General features: G+C 36.8%; 13 protein-coding genes. 4 read left to right on the forward strand and 9 right to left on the reverse strand.

The features are described 5' to 3' along the window. Positions 1–34: 34 nt before the first annotated feature. The 5 genes from ODE14_RS00700 to ahcY form a co-directional block, all read right to left on the reverse strand. Positions 35–1,534 (reverse strand): BspA family leucine-rich repeat surface protein, encoded by a 1,500-nt coding sequence (locus ODE14_RS00700; RefSeq protein WP_263602560.1) that lies wholly within the window; start codon positions 1,532–1,534, stop codon positions 35–37. Between the two features lie 2 nt (positions 1,535–1,536). Then, positions 1,537–2,919, reverse strand: a complete 1,383-nt coding sequence (locus ODE14_RS00705; protein ID WP_263602561.1) for a BspA family leucine-rich repeat surface protein — start codon at positions 2,917–2,919, stop codon at positions 1,537–1,539. A gap of 21 nt (positions 2,920–2,940) precedes the next feature. Continuing rightward, on the reverse strand, positions 2,941–4,494 hold the full coding sequence (locus ODE14_RS00710) for a BspA family leucine-rich repeat surface protein (RefSeq protein WP_263602562.1): 1,554 nt from the start codon (positions 4,492–4,494) through the stop codon (positions 2,941–2,943). A 228-nt stretch (positions 4,495–4,722) separates the two neighbouring features. After that, positions 4,723–5,115: an inner membrane protein YiaA gene (gene yiaA / locus ODE14_RS00715; protein WP_263602563.1), complete on the reverse strand. Its 393-nt coding sequence runs from the start codon at positions 5,113–5,115 to the stop codon at positions 4,723–4,725. 204 nt (positions 5,116–5,319) lie between these two features. Further along, the gene (gene ahcY, locus ODE14_RS00720) at positions 5,320–6,633 is read right to left on the reverse strand and encodes an adenosylhomocysteinase (RefSeq protein WP_248394291.1); all 1,314 of its coding nucleotides are present in this window, start codon (positions 6,631–6,633) and stop codon (positions 5,320–5,322) included. 179 nt (positions 6,634–6,812) lie between these two features. Between ahcY and ODE14_RS00725 the strand changes: the two genes are divergently transcribed. Continuing rightward, positions 6,813–7,427: a 4'-phosphopantetheinyl transferase family protein gene (locus tag ODE14_RS00725; RefSeq protein ID WP_248394289.1), complete on the forward strand. Its 615-nt coding sequence runs from the start codon at positions 6,813–6,815 to the stop codon at positions 7,425–7,427. Here ODE14_RS00725 and ODE14_RS00730 read toward each other — a convergent pair. The 3 genes from ODE14_RS00730 to porU all read right to left on the reverse strand — a co-directional run bounded on the left by ODE14_RS00730 (position 7,408) and on the right by porU (position 15,359). After that, entirely contained in the window at positions 7,408–9,690 is a 2,283-nt protein-coding gene (locus ODE14_RS00730) for an FUSC family protein (protein ID WP_263602564.1), read from the reverse strand. The genes ODE14_RS00725 and ODE14_RS00730 overlap by 20 nt on opposite strands. A 548-nt stretch (positions 9,691–10,238) precedes the next feature. Continuing rightward, entirely contained in the window at positions 10,239–11,402 is a 1,164-nt protein-coding gene (gene porV, locus ODE14_RS00735) for a type IX secretion system outer membrane channel protein PorV (protein WP_263602565.1), read from the reverse strand. 60 nt (positions 11,403–11,462) lie between these two features. Further along, a complete protein-coding gene (gene porU, locus ODE14_RS00740; RefSeq protein WP_263602566.1) occupies positions 11,463–15,359 on the reverse strand; it encodes a type IX secretion system sortase PorU in 3,897 nt (1,298 codons plus the stop codon). Between the two features lie 164 nt (positions 15,360–15,523). On the opposite strand from porU, the gene gldJ reads away from it, so the two are divergent. Next, positions 15,524–17,119 carry a gliding motility lipoprotein GldJ gene (gene gldJ / locus ODE14_RS00745; protein WP_248394281.1) on the forward strand — a complete coding sequence of 532 codons (1,596 nt, stop codon included), beginning with the start codon at positions 15,524–15,526 and terminating at the stop codon, positions 17,117–17,119. Positions 17,120–17,182: 63 nt separating this feature from the next. Further along, a complete protein-coding gene (locus tag ODE14_RS00750) occupies positions 17,183–18,454 on the forward strand; it encodes a UDP-N-acetylmuramoyl-tripeptide--D-alanyl-D-alanine ligase (RefSeq protein ID WP_263602567.1) in 1,272 nt (423 codons plus the stop codon). Here ODE14_RS00750 and ODE14_RS00755 read toward each other — a convergent pair. Continuing rightward, positions 18,447–19,022: an NUDIX hydrolase gene (locus ODE14_RS00755; RefSeq protein WP_263602568.1), complete on the reverse strand. Its 576-nt coding sequence runs from the start codon at positions 19,020–19,022 to the stop codon at positions 18,447–18,449. The genes ODE14_RS00750 and ODE14_RS00755 overlap by 8 nt on opposite strands. Before the next feature lie 75 nt (positions 19,023–19,097). On the opposite strand from ODE14_RS00755, the gene ODE14_RS00760 reads away from it, so the two are divergent. Beyond that, positions 19,098–19,487, forward strand: coding sequence for an SRPBCC family protein (locus tag ODE14_RS00760; protein ID WP_263602569.1), 390 nt, complete (start codon positions 19,098–19,100; stop codon positions 19,485–19,487). Positions 19,488–19,495: the final 8 nt, after the last annotated feature.

Raw genomic sequence — 19,495 nt, forward strand, 5'->3', positions numbered from 1 at the left:
TTTGGGGCTCACGATTATCGTGAGCCCCAAATGATTATTGCTTGATAAATTTGAAATGATGCCTTTTATCTTTAGTGATAATTTGTATTGTGTAATTTCCTGTTGCTAAATATTTAACATCAATTTTATTGTCATTTAACTCTTGCCGGAGAACAATTCTTCCTGATGCATCGAAAATGATACACTTAATCCCTTTGATATTCTTAAGGTAAATAATATCTTTTGTCGGATTCGGATAAATAGAAAAAGTATTGTTAAGAGCTGCTTCTGAAGTTGCCAGAATTCTGCATTCTCCGAGATTATCTCCAGTAATTTGCCATCCTTTGGCAATAAGAGCGCTTCTATAACTAATTATATCTGAAGAGTAGGACAGAGGTGCAACAGAGCCTATATTTACATTATTTGCTGTGTTGTTGTTCATTCCCCAGCCTTTTAATGTCTTGCTGTAATTGACACAGTTTAAACCGGAATTGTTAAGCATGGAAGATGCCATCACCAAAGCCTGAAGGTTCCAGTTTCCAAGATCCTGGTTAAAGCTGGTTGCATTTTGAAATATCGATTCCGTACGTATTATCTTGCCCATATCCCAGTTTCCGATGTCCTGATTAAAATTTATCGCACTAAAGAACATGAAATGAGAGGTAATTACATTAGAAGTATCCCAGTTTCCGATAGGCTGGTTAAAGGAGTCAGCCATAAAAAACATAAATTCCATATCCGTATTTTTTGACATATCCCAGTTTCCGATGGGCCGATTGAAGTTTGTTGCATGCTGAAACATGCTTGATGTGGTTGTTACTTTAGAGGTATCCCAGTTTGCAAGAGGCTGATTGAAAAGATTGCAAAACCCAAAAGTACCTTCCATTTTGGTGACATTGGAAGTATCCCAGTTTTCAACGGAGCGGTTGAATATATAACAGGCGAAAAATGCATTTGAAATATCTGTAACATGAGAGATATTCCAGTTATTGATGGTTGGATTTAACAGTAAATTAAAACATTGAGAAAACATTTTAGCCATACTGTTAACATTCGACAAATCCGGGATGTCAGTTGCCGGAACATCCAGGTTGCTGCATACAGTAAAGGCTTCCTTCATTGTTGTCCATTGATTATTTCCCCACTGTTCTACACTAATGATTTTTTGAGTGTCGCCTACAACTGCAGGTGTCTGAGGAAATAAATCTGTATCGGCAAATCTGATATTGCTGTAGCTTCCCGTTACCTTTAATCTGTAGGTTGCATTAGCCGGATTAGGATTTAATGGCATTCCGAAGTCGATCAGGATATTAAGATTCGAAGAAAGGCTGGTTAAGTTTCCATTATGAGACGGATATCCGATTTCTTCCCATGCAACATCGAAATTAGTTCCTCTCATTGGAAAGAAAATCTGAGTATCTGTAGAAACAACTCCGGTTTGTAAAGCAGAAGTCTGGATATTAGACGGCTTCCATACCGTAATAAATTCATTCTGAGCCTTTAGGAATTGGGCTAAACTTATCAAAAGAATTAAAAAAGATAGTTTTTTCAGCATCTTTATTTTTTAATGAATTTGAAATTCAAAAGTTGATTTTTTACCATGACTTGTAAAACATAATTTCCCTTTGTCAGAGAGCTGATATCTATTTTATGATCACGTAAAGTATTCTGAAGAACGATTCTTCCTGATGCATCCACAATGATATATCCTGTAGCATTTTTTTCATTTTTAAGATAAATAAAATCTGTCGCAGGATTCGGATAAATACTGATCTGATTTTTTAAAGGATTTTCTGAAGCAGATAGCAAACCTTCACATTCCATGATATAATTATCTCCTGATATTAACCAACCTTTATTATTTATTAAAAAATCCCTGGCCGCTAAAGATGCCGATGAACTGTACACAAGCGGCGCCACACTGTATAAATTGATTCCCGAAGGAGTAGCAGGGTTATTGGCCCATCCTTCCAGAGTATCTCCGTAGTTGGTACAATCAATTCCCGAACTGGCAATCATTCTTGCAGCCATGGAGAGTACGCTTAAATTCCATTTTCCCAAGCTATAGTTAAAGGCAAAGGCCTGTTCTAATATAGACCTCATATCCGTAACTTTTGAAGTATCCCAATCCGTAATATCCTGGTTGAACTCCAGACAAATATGAAGCATATGCGTCATGCTGGTAACCTTTGAAGTATTCCAGTTTCCGATAGGCTGATTAAATTTAGGGAGATAGTGGAACATCCAGTCCATATTGGTTACATTCGAAACATTCCAGTTTCCAATCGGCTGGTTGAAATTTCCTGCGCTGGCAAATAAGTGGCTCATATTGTTTACGGAAGAGGTGTTCCAAAGATTGAACGTAGGATTTCCGATAAGGGATGAGCAATTGTAGAACATGGCTACCATGCTGTTTACAGAGGATAAATCAGGAATGTCGGTTGCTGTTACATCAAGATTTGTACACTCTGAAAATGCCCATTCCATATTGGCCCACTGGATATTTCCCCATTGCGAAACTTCTAATATTTTTTTTGTATCTCCATTGAAAGAAGTAATGGTGGGAATACGAAGGCTTGGAGAAATGAATGCCTCATTAGGGAATTTTACAGCCTGGAAATTTCCGTTGCCATTGCTTATTTTAACTTTATAAGTGGCGCTACCCGGGTTTGGATTAAGAGGAGCTCCGAAATCGATGAGAAAATGATCTGCGGAAGTTACGGTAAAGCTACTGTTATGGTTAGGAAATCCTATTTCTTCCCAAGATACGTTAAAATTATTTCCAGATCCCGGAAACCAGATCTGATTAACCGTAGAACCGGATCCCGAAAAAACAGTAGTACTTTGGTTGCTGGGTTTCCAGATGGTGATAAACTCATTCTGGGCTTCTAATGTTTGACAAAAAATCAGGCATAAAAAAGTTACGATATATCTTAACATGAGCAATATTTTCAATGTTCTTTATTCTTTAATGAATTTATGAGTTTGAACTTTATCTTTTGTTACGATCTGTAAAATGTAATTTCCTTTTGATAAAGTGCTGATGTTGATGATTTCATTTTCTATCTTTCCTTCCTTTAGTAGTCTTCCGGATGCATCAACAATTCTGTATTTTTCAGCGCCATGTAAGTGTTCTGTATGGATATTATCTTTCGCGGGATTAGGATAAATTGAAGCTGCTTTTGTGGTTTTAATTTCAGAAGTTGCAAGAAAACAGCTTCCAACTGAGTCTCCTGAAATAATCCAGTTTTTGTTATTAATGAGAAAGTCTCTTTCATTGACAATATTGGAGGCGTATTTTGCCGGCGTTGTAGACCCCAGATTGACATTGTTTGCCGTATTGGGATTGTTTGCCCAGGCTACAAGTGTTTTACTGTAATTGTTGCAATCAATAGCAGTATTTACAATCATACTTGAAGCATCGCTCACTGATGATAAATTCCAGTTTTCGAATGATTGATTATAGCTTGATGCCTCTGTTAAAAAAGTATTTATCGTTGTAACGTTACTTACATTCCAGGAGTTTAAGTTTTGATTGAATGAAATACAGCCATGAAATACGTGTGCCATATTTGTAACATTGGATGTGTTCCACATATTTAAAGGCTGATTGAATACAGGAATCATATGAAACATAAAATGCATATCCTGAAGACTTGAAGTGTTCCAATTGTCCAATCGCTGATTGAAGCTTACACATTGACCAAACATCCAGGCCATATTGGTAACTTTTGAAACGTCCCAATTGTTTACACTTTGATTGAATACTGCTCTTCCGGCTAACATATAGCTCATATCTGTAGCTGAAGAAGTATTCCAGTTTCCTATAAAAGGTGAATTGAACTGGTGAGGAATAGCAGAAGTGCTTGTAAGACAAGAAAACATAAAGCTGAAGTTCTTAACTTTGGACGTATTCCAGTTTTGCATAGAAGGAGCTCCTGTAAATTGCGGAGTTCCATAAAACATAAAAGATACATCTGTAACAGCGTTAAGATTCGGGCTGTCTGTTGCAGTAAGTTGCAGGGACTGGCAATTGTTAAAAGCCGAATTCATAGAGATCCATGAGATGTTTCCCCATTGCTCTATTTCTGTTATTTTATCAGCGCTGCCAAACATTTGCCAGATTGGTATAACCAGTTCTGCAGCATTAAATAATTGTGCTGTTCCAAATTTTATTTGTCTGAAAACACCGTTTCCGTTGGAGACTTTTACTCTGTAAGTTGCACCGGAAGAATCTCCGCTTGATGTTCCGAAATCAATCAAAACCTGATTGGCAGAGGTTACGTTCGTCATAATTCCGTTGTGAAGCGGATAACCAATTTCTTCCCACTCGATTGTATAATTTTCTCCATTACCGGGAAACCAGATTTGATTTGAATTTGCCTGAAAAGGAGCGTCTACATTAACACTGGGATTTGAAACAAGGCCAGGCTGCCAAATAGTAATAAACTCATTCTGTGCTTTTGTAATCTGAAAGAAAAAAATACAAATTGTAATGAGTAATAGTTTTTTCATAGTTATATAGTTTGGAGTGAGAAATAACGAAGTATAATTTTATTAATCTAAATATTTGGATAAATATTGTTGATTTATTTTTAAAATTAATGTGTTATTATTGAATATTTCTTATTAAAAGCAAATATAGTGTTTTTCTATAAATATCTTTAATTTGTGAATTAAATACTGTAAAATAAAATGCTCATCAAATTTGATGAGCATCTTATGATTGAATGGACAGACTGCTTAATCTTCCATCATATTGTCCCGTGTATTCTTTTGTACGGCAATAGCACCGAAAAGGGCGAGCAAAAAAGCAAATGCGTAGAACCCTTTTTCACTGGGTAAAATGGTTGCATTAAATAAACCGACCGTCAGTAAAACAATTGATGATAAGGTCGCAAACCAACATATCCCGTAATAAATATCGGTAACTTTAATATTTTCCATTCTGTCACGAACGGCTTTCTGTAAAGAAACTACAGCAAATAATCCGTATAAAAGAATGGTGAAATAATATCCTTTCTCATTAAGTTCCATTTCTGCTCTGACCAGCCCCGTAATAAATCCGATCATTCCTGCTCCCAAGGCGATCCACGACGCTGCTACAAATGCAGTCGATACTTTTTGTTTTTTCATGTTAATGTTTTAATAGAAGGCTAAAGATATTAATTTAAATTTAATGCAAACCATAACTTAATTTCTGAAATTTTATTGTTTAAAATGATAAAAAGAAGAACAGTCTGATTTATAGAGTTTTTTGTTTCAGCGGCGGCGAAGCCGCCGCTGAAACAAAAAACTCTCCTGAAAAGGAGAGTTTTATATCTAAAAGCAATGAGCTTATTAATATCTGTAATATTCCGGTTTGAAAGGTCCTTCAACATTTACCCCGATATAATCAGCCTGTTCCTGGGAAAGAGTTTCAAGCTCAACACTTAATTTCTTAAGGTGAAGGGCGGCTACTTTTTCATCAAGATGTTTTGGAAGCATGTATACTTCATTTTTGTATGCTGCAGAATTGTTCCAAAGCTCGATCTGAGCCAGTGTCTGGTTTGAGAAAGAATTGGACATTACAAAGCTTGGGTGTCCTGTAGCACATCCTAGATTTACAAGTCTTCCTTCCGCAAGAATGATTACTTCTTTACCTTCAATGGTATAAATATCCACCTGTGGTTTTACTTCAGATTTTGTGTGACCATAGTTTTCGTTCAGCCAAGCCATATCGATTTCGTTATCGAAGTGGCCGATGTTACAAACGATTGCTTTATCCTTTAATTTTAAGAAATGTTCTTTTCTTACAATGTTAAAGTTACCTGTAGTAGTGATTACGATATCTGCGTTATCCACTACCGTATCCAGTCTTTTAACTTCATATCCGTCCATTGCAGCCTGAAGCGCACAGATCGGGTCGATTTCAGTTACAGTAACGATAGATCCTGCTCCTCTGAAAGATGCGGCAGTACCTTTTCCAACGTCTCCGTATCCGCAAACTACAACTCTCTTACCAGCCAGCATAATATCTGTAGCTCTTCTTACAGCATCTACTGCAGATTCTTTACATCCGTATTTGTTGTCAAATTTAGATTTCGTTACAGAATCATTTACGTTGATCGCAGGCATTACTAATGTTCCGTTCTTCATTCTCTCGTAAAGTCTGTGAACACCTGTTGTGGTTTCTTCGGAAAGACCTTTGATTTCTTTGGTTAATTCAGGATATTTATCAAAAACCATATTTGTTAAATCTCCACCGTCATCAAGGATCATATTCAATGGCTTTCTGTCTTCGCCGAAGAATATAGTCTGCTCAATACACCAGTCGAATTCTTCTGCATTCATACCTTTCCATGCATATACAGGAATTCCGGCAGCAGCGATAGCCGCAGCAGCGTGATCCTGAGTAGAAAAAATATTACAAGAAGACCAGGTAACTTCAGCTCCTAAAGCAACCAGTGTCTCAATAAGCACAGCGGTCTGGATGGTCATGTGAAGACATCCTGCAATTCTTGCTCCTTTTAGCGGCTGAGAGGGTCCGTATTCTTCACGGATTGCCATAAGACCGGGCATTTCAGCTTCTGCAAGATTTATTTCTTTTCTTCCCCATTCTGCCAGGGAGATATCCTTAACTTTGTAAGGAAGATATTGTGTTGTAGTACTCATATGTAAATGAATAAGTTTTAATTCAATAATAATATGCAAAATTACAACTAATAATTAATATATAAAAACGGCATCTTCCGAACTTGAAATAAGTGCTAAATATCATATTTGTTTTGAAATTCATTATAGGGTATTTCAGCGTAGAAATTTTCATTAATTTTACACCAATAAATTAATCAATGCCACTTTACCGCGACTTTTCTGATGATAATGCTACAATTCTCGTATGGAAATATGATGAAACAGAGGATCTTGATATTCATAAACTTCTGGAACCTGAAAATGCAGAGAAAGTAAAAGACTATCATCCCAAAAAACTGCTAGAAGTTTTAATGGTCCGAAAACTCCTGAAAGGCCTTAAACCCAACTCTAAAATTTTATATAAGGAAAGAGAGCCGTTTCTTTCTCCGAAGGATGCTGAAATCTCCATTACCCATTCTTTTCCGTTTGCAGCTATAGCCATTTCCAAAAATAAAATAGGAATTGATATTGAGAAATTCAATCCTAAAATTCTCAGGGTAATTGATAAATTCACCTATGAAAATGAAAGAGGGTTTATTCCTTTTGATAATGAAGTAACGTTTTATACCATTATCTGGAGCGTAAAGGAAAGCATGTATAAAATCCATCATTCCAAGCACTGGTCACTAAAAAAGCATTATGAAGTAAAACCTTTTGAACTGAAGCATCTCCATAATATCAAATGCAGAGTGCATGATGATACAATGTCTGATGAGTTGAAGGCCAGAGTAGAATTTTTCGATGAATATTGCTTTACGATTGTTGAGGAATAATCTTACGCGTTTCTTTATTTTCAGTCTCATTCTGATATTTCTCAATTACTTTTCGCTGTTCTTTGGCAACATCAAAAATCAGTTCAAGAATATCATGAATATTTTTAAGCTCTGTAAGATGCGAAATCTTATCAGGATCCCTCAGATCATAGGTTTCATTTTCTATGAGCTGTGTTTTTCTTTTCATAATAAGATCATCAAGAGAAGAATCTTCCGGTTCGATTCTGCTCTCCATCTTCAGGATTTCCGTTATTGTATCGCCGTTTAAAAGGTTGCAGACTTTCTGCATTTCCGCTTCAATTTTACGGCTCCATCCTTCGGCATCGATTTCAGGATATTTTTCATCATCCTTTACATATTGTGAAAGTGATGCTGTGTAGGCTGTGATAAGATGGGAAGTCGCAACAAACTGATGGACAACTTCCAGTTTTTTCTGCTGGTTTTTGGGTTCGGAAATCATTCTCTGGAAATTATCAGAGAGATTGGCGAGCGAAATAATCGCATTTTTTCGTTTTACTTTATAATCCTGAATATCAAAACCTTCTTCTAGGAATTTTGAAATTACGCTTTGAAAATAAATCAGATTACATTCTGCAGATTTTTTCATTAAATCCAGATTCTGGGTATGTTCCCATACCGGAAGTACGACATAAGCAACTAGTGAAGTAATGACCGCTGCAACAATGGTGTCAACAATCCTGTCCCTGAAAATAATATTAACATTGCCCGGGCTCAGGAAGTTGAAGCTCAGAAACACATAAATCGTCATAAATAAAACAGCCCAGAAATACTTACCTTTCAGGAAGCTGAAGCACATAATCATGCTCATTAAAAGAATGGCAAAAAGAAATTCGTTCACCTGGATATAATGCAGAATGGCATAAGCAATCACTGCGCCGGCAATAGTACCGTACAATCTCAGCAGGTTTCTTTTCTTGGTAATAGAGTAGGCCGGTTTTAAAATTGCCACAATAGTAATCAAAATCCAGTAAGTATGCCCGATTCCTAATAGCTGAAAGAGAGAAAACAGATATCCGATCAACAAAGCAATCGTAATCCTGAGGGCATGTCTGAAATGAGATGAAGACAATGAAATATTATTTTTTAAAACTTTAATATTGAGTTTTTCCTCATTAGGCATAAACTTTTTGAGGTCTAATCCTGTAGAAAGACTCTTGGCCAGTTTAACGTTCTGGGAAAAAACTTTATAAATTTCATTGATTTCTTTGGTAATTTCATTAATGCGCATCAGGATCTGTCTGAGAACCATGAAGTTTTCAAAGTTTTCAGGGGAGATCCGCTTGTTTCTCAGTTCGAAATAGTCATTATTCAGATATTTTAATTCTTCTTCAAGATTGGAAATAGGTCTTGCCCTCGTGCCAATCTGAAGCGATATCCCTATATTGGTAATCTCCTCGGAAAGAAGGTTGAGGTAATCATGAATCTTTACTAAAATCGTAGTGTCTTCGAAACTTTGCTGCAATTTCTGATAGTTACTTTCCGAAGTCATCAGCTTTTCATGAAGATCCATGGAATTGAGGAACATCAGCATTAACAGCCGGCTCGTCGTAGTAGATTCGTTAACAATAGTTCTTGTTTTAAAAACGGTTTCACGGGTTTCTTCCTGAAGGTTTTTTATTTCAATCTGCTTGGCAATAACCTGTGTTGTCAGTTTATCGAAATCCGGGTTTTTCTGATAATAATTGGCCTTGATTTTTAAAAATTCTGCCAGCTGAAGATAATTTTCCCCGATCATCTGGCTGGCCAGCTTATACGGCTGAATGGTTGTTACAATTAAAAAAATCAGTAAAAACCAGATGCATCCTGATGCAAAAATCAAAAGGCTTTTAAGAATGTTGGCGCCGGTTAAATGTCCGTCAATAAAGATGGCAAGAACAACCAGTGATAATGAACCGACTGCCGCAAGTCTCTGTCCGTATACGCCAATAAGTGAAAAGAATATTCCGAAAACTATAATTTCTGCAAAAACCAGAATTTTGATATTCATCACAAGACTTGCTATCAATGCTACAAATACAAAGCAAATGATGGCAAATGTTAAGGCGTTTCTTCTTCTTATAAAAGGACCCGGCTGATCTGTAAGTGCTACAAAGCTTGTTCCTAAAGGGAAGAGAAAGTATTCTTTAAGAATGCCGAAATGGGCGAGAACAAGACACGGAAGCACAGTAGCCAGCGTAATCCTGATGGCAGAATATACATATTGACTGGTAACAAATTTTTTGAGTTCCGCAGAATAGTTCATACTACAAAAATAAGAGTTAAATGTGAATTGCAGGTTTTAGTTGGTAAGGTAAATATGAATTTTTTTAGATCTTATTCATCATACGGCTCAGATATTAATAGGTATAATGACTGTTCTTTTATACTGAGAAATTCATCAGCAAATTTTAAACCATCTGAATAAATTTTTAAGAAGTGTAAACCTATGAAAAACCTATAGAATTTATAGTTTCAACATTTTAATGCTCATTGCTGGCTAAGAAAGTCTGAATTTTCAATGGTGACTGAGGTTCTCGAAGTCACCAGTCCTGCAATATAGCACCGATCGCAGCAATTGTCTGAGCTCATTTTATTTTTCGGATTGCGGCGGCGAAGCCGCCGCAATCCGAAAAATAAAATAGCAAGTGCGGAGAGCGGGAAAAAGCTTCCAATAAAATATATACATTGCTTTTCGATGTAATCAAATTGCTCCTTAAAAAATATTAATTACAATTCGACGAAGTCAAAAAGCTTCTGAAAATAAAAAAGTCTCATATTTTTATGAGACTTTTGTTTGATATATGGTATTTCTTAATAATCTACATTTGATGTTTCTTCACCGATGTTCCAGGTAAGTCCGAAACGCAGGGTGTTGTCCAATGCAGTATTGATTTTCGACATATTGATAAGGTAGGAAATATCAAGACCGAAAGAACGGTATTTTAATCCGATACCTGCAGTAGCAAATTGTCTTGCTCCCTGCTCTTCACTTTCGTGGAAATAACCTGTTCTTACTGAAAATGCATTGTCATAAGAATACTCCAAGGCTCCACTCATCATGATAGAATTCGGATTTTTAAAGGATTTTCCGATACCAGCAATTGGCCCCACGTTTGGAACTTCATAGATCGGTTGTCTTGTATTGGGATCTGTTCCTACATATTCCGACCCCGGAACCAGGATTTTAGAACCTTCAAAGCTAATGCCTACTCTGTTCATATCATCAAGATACATGTCGTAACCAAGTCCTAATCTTGCCATGGTAGGAAGGTAGGATCTTGATTCTTCGTTTCCTGTATAGTCTAATTTTGGACCTACGTTCTGAATAGTAAAACCTGCGTTTATTTTTCCGTCCATATTCCCAAAACTTGAGAATCTTGGAGAAGTATAGTACGCGGAAACATCTACAGCAAAGCTATTAGCTGGTTTCAAAGTCGTATCTGTATTGAATCCTCCAGCTAAGTCTGAACGGATGAATCTACCGGTAACAGCACCGGAGAATGAATCAGATAGTTTCAAAGCATAAGCAACGTCAATTGAGAATTCGTTTGGCTTGGAAGTACCCAATGAAGTTACTTCATTTCCTACTAACTGAGTAAGATCCACTTCACCCATATTAAAGTAATAAATACTTGCTGAAATGGTAGATCGCTCTTCCTGCCCTAAAAATTTATGGAACGCTCCATACAATAAAAACACATCATTGGTAAGTTTTCCCATGTACGGAGTGTAATTTAATCCCACAGAAGAACTTGTTCTGCTGAAAGGATATTTTGCAGCATTCCAGAATTGAGAAAAAGCATCCGGAGAGGTAACGACACCCTGATCCCCCATACCTCCAGCTCTTGCATCTGGCGCGATTCTTAAGAAAGGAGCTCCGGTTAATACAGGTCTTACAAGGCTTAAATCTTGAGAATAGCCTAAAAAGCCAGCACTTAACCCAATTCCTAAAAGCAGTTTAGTAGTTAAATTCATATGTTGTCTTTTATATATTATCAGTTTTTTATTGATATTATTATTGTTATTGTTTTAAAATTATTTCAAAAGTACCATTTTTTCTACAGCTGTAGCACTTCCTTTGCATTTTTCTTGATTTTGACTTTTTGCAAATATCTTAAAAATATACGTACCTTTTGCTACTGTGGCACCAAAATCATCTCTTCCGTCCCATTCTATAGCCTGACGCGGCGTTCTAAAGCCCTGCAGGAACGGTTCTGCAACTACCGGCTGAGATAAAGTTCTTACCAATTTTCCGGTAATGGTATATATCTGAACATTTACATCCAGCATATCATCACAGTTATGTTCAAACTGAATGTATGTCTTGTTGGTAAAAGGATTCGGCCAGTTTAACGGTCTGTTAATCACCAGATGCTGGTCTGCTTCATCCTTAACTTCAAAATTTAACGTTGCAGTTGTAGAATTATTGTTTATATCCCAAACTTTAAATGTCAATTGATGCTGCCCTGTGGAAAGATTCCTGAAAGGATAAGTAACATTCCCTTTCTGATAGTCTGCCAGACTTGGATTCAGGCATCCGTTTCCTTCTCCGGAAGCAAAAAAATCATTTAATACAACGGTATTGATAATTTGGCCGTCCAAATATACAGTAATATCGTGACCGATACCAGACCCTGTAGAATTAATTCCCTTGTCATCCGTAATACATGCAAGCAGCATTGGGTTTTGATCTGTAATACCACCATCGGCAAAGTTGGTGTTATTCATATAAAGTTTCACTTTCGGCGGCTCGTTGTCATTAATCCCGTTTGGATTGATATCTCCTACCTGTACTGCCTGATTATTGAATACATCGCTTGCTTTATTATCTGCATACCCAAGAATTCTTCCTTGTCCCACAGCATAGTTAATATCTTTAGGTACATAAAATTCTACCGTGAATACTCCGTTTACTGCAGTTCCCGAAGCTTTTACAATAGCACTTCCTTCTTCTGTGTATTGTAAAACAGGGGTTAGGCCGCCGTCGTTATTCAATGTGGTTTTATTTAATCTTTTGTCAAAAATATTAATGACCACACGCCCGTTGAAAGTTGTATTAATCGTTCCGTTCGGATTATTGATGTGTCCTGTTACTTTAACAAAATCCAAACCTCTGATAAGTCCCGGAACCGGAGTGTCAATATTATCAATGACAAGTAATCGTTGTGGTCTGCTCAGTTTCATCGCAGGATCTCCCAGAAAATTAACTTTCAGGTGGTCTGTTGCTGAACCTTTTTGCTTTTTGGCATTCAGATGTGCAATTCCGAGTGTCTGAAAATCATCATTATTTAGTTTAAAAATATTCTGGGTGTACAGATTGGTAAAATCCACCCCGTATCCTACATCAATGGCACGGCTTGAAGTAATCATAGCGGCAGGACCGCCCTGTTTCATTTTAAGGAACTGCTCACCTGCCGAAGAGGTATCAGGCTCATCCCAAAGCGTAAACTCACAGGTAATGGTCGACACAAAAGGAAATCTGCTGTAAACATTAGAAAAATTGTTGGCATTCTGAATTTCAGATAAGGTTAAAACTCTTTCCTGTGCCCATCCGTTGATTCCTCCATGTCCGAAATAGAACATATACAGACTGTTTCCTATGTCATTTGAGATAGCCTGGTTTACCTGAGGATACCTTTGTCCTCCTGCGGTACTCTGTGCCTGAAAAGCATCAAGATATAATTTCCTTACATTGTATTCTTTGAGTACCTGCGTTGGCTGCTCAAAAACCGTGGCCAAAGAATTATTCATAACGGTATGGAAAGGTGTTCCGCCGTCATTATCATCATCTACGATAAAGTCGAGCTTCATTTTCCATTCTCCGAATGGAGTAGACTGTCCTGATAAATTGTTGTAATAAGCCAGGGTTTTATCCATCATATTGGCAGCCTCCGTCACATTAGCAGCAGGAAGTCTTCCAACAGGGAGATCTGGCAGATTGTTGGTAATAAATTCGGTTGTTTGTGGCTTCGTCATTACAATATAATCATCTGTAACGAAAGATCTTATCACATCAGAAGATTCTTCACTTTGATAACTTGTCACAACATTGGAATTATTGGAGACTCTGTTTTTAAAATCATATGAAGTGTCTCCTAAAATAAATACATATTTTAAGGTTCCTAAAGGCGTGTTAAGCTTTGTTACAAAGTCCCTGATTGCCGTAAGATCTCTGCTTCCGCTCCCGAATTCATTATATATTTTGTCCGTATCAACAATCTGTACATTATAATTGTTTTTGGTCTGATGATAATTAGCCAGTCTCTGCGCCTGTCCCATCATTTCCGGAACGGTAATGATCAGATAATCTATATTCTGAAGTGCGGAAAGATTCTGGTTATTGATACGTCCTACAAATTGTGGAGAATAGGCAGCATCTGCTTTAAAAGCTACAAATTCATTATTAAAATTTTGGTCTGCCGCAGTATAAGCAAAATTAAATGTTGTATTTCCTGCTGCTTTATTCACTCTTCTGTTGGCATTGGTGATGTCCGTAACGTCCCATATCTGTTCTGCAGAAGAGGCATTGGATAAGCTGAAACCGTAAGTAGTATTGCTGCCGCTTACCAAAGAGAAATCTCTGAAATTCATTTGTGTACCGTTGAAGCTAAGGTTATCCTTATATTGTACTTCGAGATAATCTACATAAAAATTTCCGTTGGGATTTACCGTAATGTTCGGTTTTAGGTTAAATGTGATCTGATTTCCGCTCAGTCCTGTTATTAGCCCGGAATATCTCAATGGGAAAAACTCATTGGTTCCTCCGGAGTTTGCAGATGGGATAGCCGTGTTTAAAGGATTTTGCGTATTAATATCAAAGGATATGCTGTTTTGCTGTGATTTATATCCGATTACCTGCACTCTGTATCGTATCTCATCACCACCCTGAATGGCTGAGGCTGTAGTAAAAGTTACTGCTTTATCGGTTGTAAACGGAGTGTCTTCAACCCATAATCTCCCTACTTTCATCAGATTTTTCTGGTCTTTATTTACTACCTGATAATTATCAAATCTCGTAATAAGTGGAGTAGCAGGAAGGTTAACGTCCACATTCTGAACCCTTTTTCCCGGACCTTTATCAAAATTGATATAATAATAAGAATAATCTTCATAAATGTTTTTCACATTCTCACTTCTGTCACTTCTGGTATCTGTTCTTTTAAATCCGTTTCCGTTGGAAGTATTGTAAAGATTATACCCATCCGGTCCTTGTGCATAGAACAATGCATAATCACTATCATGCCACACACCATCATCTTCTCCCACAACCTGGATGGCATTTTCCTGAAGCGCACTGTATTTCACATTCTGATTAAATTCGGGAAGCATGATGCCTCCGTTTCCGTAGATTCTGAAGTTTTTAGGATTTACAGAAGAAGGATTGATGCCGTTGTCCTGCAAAAACTGTTTCGTAATTTTAAAAATCCCGGATTTGTCAACTTTAATCTTATAAAAATTTCCGGTTGATAAAGGGTTGGTAGTGGTTCCTACTTTTAAAGTGTTTCCGAGGCTGTTGGAGGTATTTGTTTCTGAAATTTCAAATGAAGACAAACGTTTTACCTGTCCTTTTTCTCTTTTAAATAATGCTACGTTAATATTTGCATAACGCTCTCCTTCAGAATTATAATAGGCAACGTCTTTAATTTCATAATCAGGAAGAAGATCTTTGCTTATCTCATATAAATCTTTTGCAGGGATATTTTCCCATACAGGATTGGAAACTTTTAACTGCTTTTCACCAACCTGTTGTCTGGTTGTTATAAAAATGTTATTTTGGCTGAATGAAAATCCCTGATTTTTAAAATTGGGAAGATTGAGTTTGGTATCACCATAATCCCGGATTTTAGAGCCATCCCATTCTATGGAGATTCTCTGAGCCCAGAATGTTGATACGAAGCCTAATAAAAATAAAAGCGAAATTTTTTGTTTCATGTTTATTGTTGAAATTTCTGAATTACAAAATAAATGAAAATTTTATAATTAAATTGTGATACAATAAAATTAATTTGTTAACGTTTTTCAAAAAAATCAACTCTTTACTTGATTTATTGAATAATTTATTTTTTCTTTGTACTTTGAAAATATTTATATCGACTATGAAAAAACTAAAGTTGTTTTCATTAATAGCATTAAGTTCTACACTTGCATTAACCAGTTGCGGAGGATCTAATAATGGCGGCGGTACTAAAAAATTTGTCAGCAAAACAGGTTGGAAACCAAACGAGAAACAAGGTTGGTTTTTTGCAGGAAAGCAACAAAAACAAAAGGGTTGGCCGGGAATGGTATATGTAGAAGGTGGAACTTTTACAATGGGATTAGTGAAAGATGATGTTATGCACGATTGGAATAACTCACCGCGCAGAATGCAGGTAAGTTCCTTCTTTATCGGGGAAACTGAAATTACTAACTACGAATACCGCGAATACCTTACATGGTTGAAGTATGTATTCCCTCCAAGCGATCCAAGCTTTAAGGAAATCTACAACGGTGCTTTGCCGGATACCTTATTGTGGGACAACAAATTATCTAGAAATGATTACAACGAGACGTATTTCCGTTCTCCGGAGTTTGATTACTATCCTGTAGTGGGAGTATCTTGGACTCAGGCAAACAGATATTGCGAATGGTTGTCAGACAGAGCTAATGAAAAAGCTTTGATGCAGGCAGGTATTATCGCAAAAGATTTGTATATCAACGAATCTAATAACCAAGGCGGAACTGCATTCAATATGGATAAATTCAAATCGAATGATCCTGAAATGCAGGGCTATATCAACGAAAAAAGAATGCAGCAGAAAACAGGTTTGAAAACAACAAACCAAAGATTGCTTGCTGCCAACAGAGCTCCGAACGCTGCGATGGTAACAAAATTCAGACTTCCTACAGAAGTAGAATGGGAATATGCAGCTCTGGGAATGGCTAAAAACAGAGAGTACAATCAATACATGGGTAAAACACCTCAGATTGAAAAACTAAGAGGTACCAAAGGAAGAGAAAGAGGTATGTTCCTTGAAAACTTCAAAATGGGTGCTGGTGATTATTCCGGTATCGCAGGTTGGAAAAACGACGGTTCTGCACAGACTTCTGATGTTAGACAATTCCCTTCCAATGATTTAGGAATTTATGGTATGTACGGAAACGTTGCAGAATGGACAGCAGATGTATACAGACCAATTATTGACGAAGACTTCAGCGACTTCAACTATTACAGAGGAAATATGCCTCAGGCTATTGTAAGAAACGGAGACGGTACTTACAAGATGGTAGATGAAAACAGCATCAAGTATGATACTTTGGCAGACGGAAGATTGGTTTACAAAAACCTTCCGGGTCATTTTGAAAGAGAAACCATTGCTGATTACAGAAACTACAGAGATGGCGACAGAATGTCCTCTTTAGACTACAGAAATGCTTCTGATTCTGCTTCAACATACGATATGTACAACTCTCCTAAATCAAGATTTATTGTAGATGGGAACGGTAGAGTAGTATTACAGAAAGACAGAAAAGAAAGAACTTCTGGAGTTTCAAATGATGTCAGAGTTGTAAAAGGTGGTTCTTGGCAGGATACAGCATACTGGTTGGATCCGGGACAAAGAAGATATAAAGATCAAAACAAAGCATACGGATGGATTGGATTCCGTGTGGCTCAGGATGCAAGAGCAAACGATAAGAGTAGAACAAGAAGATAATATTTATCAAAATAATTTTCAAAAAACCTTCCGGAATTCTGGAAGGTTTTTTATTTTTGAACCATGAATACAGAACAGTTTTATCCTTTGTTTTTAAAAGCTGCACATGTTGTAATAGACAGCAGAAAAATTGAAAAAAATGATATTTTCTTTGCCTTTTCGGGAGAAAATTTCAATGCAGCCACATTAGCTGAAGAGGCCGTCGACAAAGGGGCATTGGCTGTTATTGTAGAGCGGCAGGATTACGAAAACCCTGAAAAGAATATCTTTTATGTTCCTTCAACCTTAGAGTTTTTACAGGAGCTTGCAAGATACCATAGAAAAAAGCTTCAGATTTCTGTAATCGGGTTAACGGGAAGCAATGGGAAGACCACAACAAAAGAAATTATCCATGCCGTACTTTCCGAAAAATTCAACGTGCAGTATACCCGTGGAAATTTAAACAATCATATTGGCGTTCCTTTAACCATTCTTTCAATTAAACCTGAGCATGAAATGGCGGTAGTAGAAATGGGAGCCAATCATCAGAAAGAAATTGATTTTTTATGTACAATCTCAATGCCTGATTTCGGATATATTACCAATTTCGGAAAGGCGCACCTGGAAGGATTCGGAGGAGTTGAGGGTGTAATTAAAGGGAAATCTGAACTATACGACTATCTTAAAAATAATGGCAAAACAATTCTTGTGAATGATAATGATCCCATCCAGGTTGAGAAAACAAAAGAGTATTCAGGAAAAATTACATTCGGAAATGCAGAATCGGATTATCAGTTTGAATTGGTTTCAGAACAGAATTTTGTAGGTTTAATATATAAAAACCAAAAAGCTGTTTCAAAACTTACGGGGGAATATAATTTTACCAATTTATGTGCAGCGGCAAGTCTGGGGCTTTATTTTGGAATTGACTTTGATAAAGTCATTCATGCTATTGAAAATTATACTCCTACCAATATGCGTTCTCAGGTTGTTGAAAAAGGAAATAAAACTCTGGTTTTAGATACTTATAATGCTAACCCGAGTTCGATGGCTGCTTCCCTCAAAAACTTTATTACTTTCGAAGGCTCAAAAACAATCATCATAGGGGATATGCTTGAGCTGGGAGACGAAAGTGAAAGAGAACATCTGGCAATTTTGAAACTTGCTCAGGATCTGGGATTTGATGCAATCATCACGGTAGGCAAAATTTTCAGAACGGTCAATCATTCGCCATTAAGTTTTGAAGAAACATCATCTTTAACGGAATACCTGAAAAAGAATATAATTTTCTCGAAAAATATTTTACTGAAAGGCTCAAGAGGCATCGCTCTGGAAAAAGCAATAGAGTTTATTTAATCTTTGTATTCCAAAATTCTCTGATAATAAGTCTGATATTTTTAAATGTGCTTGGGAAAACTTCTTCTTCGATCTGGAGGGTATTTTTCCAGGCAACTTCAGTAATGCCTTCTTCAATCTGAGGTTTTGAAGTATCTTCACCATCAAAGTTCATTTCGAACCAATGCGTGCATTTCAGTACTTTATCACCGTTTCTTTCAATATAAATATGATAAGTAGTGTTGATGAAGCTTAGCAGTTCCACATTCTGCAATCCTGTTTCTTCTTCAATTTCCCTTACCGCAGATTCTTCACGGGATTCTCCCTTTTCCATTTTTCCTTTCGGAAGATCCCATTTTCCAAGTCTTTTGATAAAAAGGATATCTCCTTCAGGATTACTTACAATACCGCCAGCAGCTTCTATTATCCTGAAAAGTTTCTGAAATTCTGACCAGATCTCATCGATATTTTCCCCGAAAACGTTTAATTCCTTTACAGATGTATTTTCAAGAAGATCAAGAGCGATCTCCAGGCTTGTGACGTTTTCGTATCCAAGCGTTTTTTCTAAGTTTTCAGATTGCTTAGACAACAGTAATTTTTTTTCGTTCACAAAAACTTTATACATATATTTGTAAGAATTAAGAATTTAATACAAAAATAAAAAATGAATTTAGAAGGACGAAAGATTATTGTGAATAAATCATCTAAAGACCTGGTAGAAATCCTGAAATCTCCTGAAAATTACAAAGATTTCATGCCGGATGGTTTACAGAAGTTTGAAACGAGAGAAGACGGATTTAAATTCGGGCTGCAGGGCATGCCGGAAATTGCTCTTAAAATAGATGAAGTCACCAGTGATAAGGCAGTCTTGAAATCGGCAAGCTCCAGTCTTGATTTTTCACTGACAGCAGCTTTGCATCCTGTTAATGAAAACCAGACGGAAGTACAGATGTTGTTTGAAGGAAAGTTTAATCCGTTTATTAAAATGATGGTGGAAAAACCTCTTCAGAACTTTATCAACACCCTTACCGATAAGATCGAAGCTTATAAATAACAGCACCT

It is taken from the genome of Chryseobacterium sp. PET-29 (assembly GCF_025736815.1).
Lineage (GTDB): Bacteria > Bacteroidota > Bacteroidia > Flavobacteriales > Weeksellaceae > Chryseobacterium > Chryseobacterium nepalense.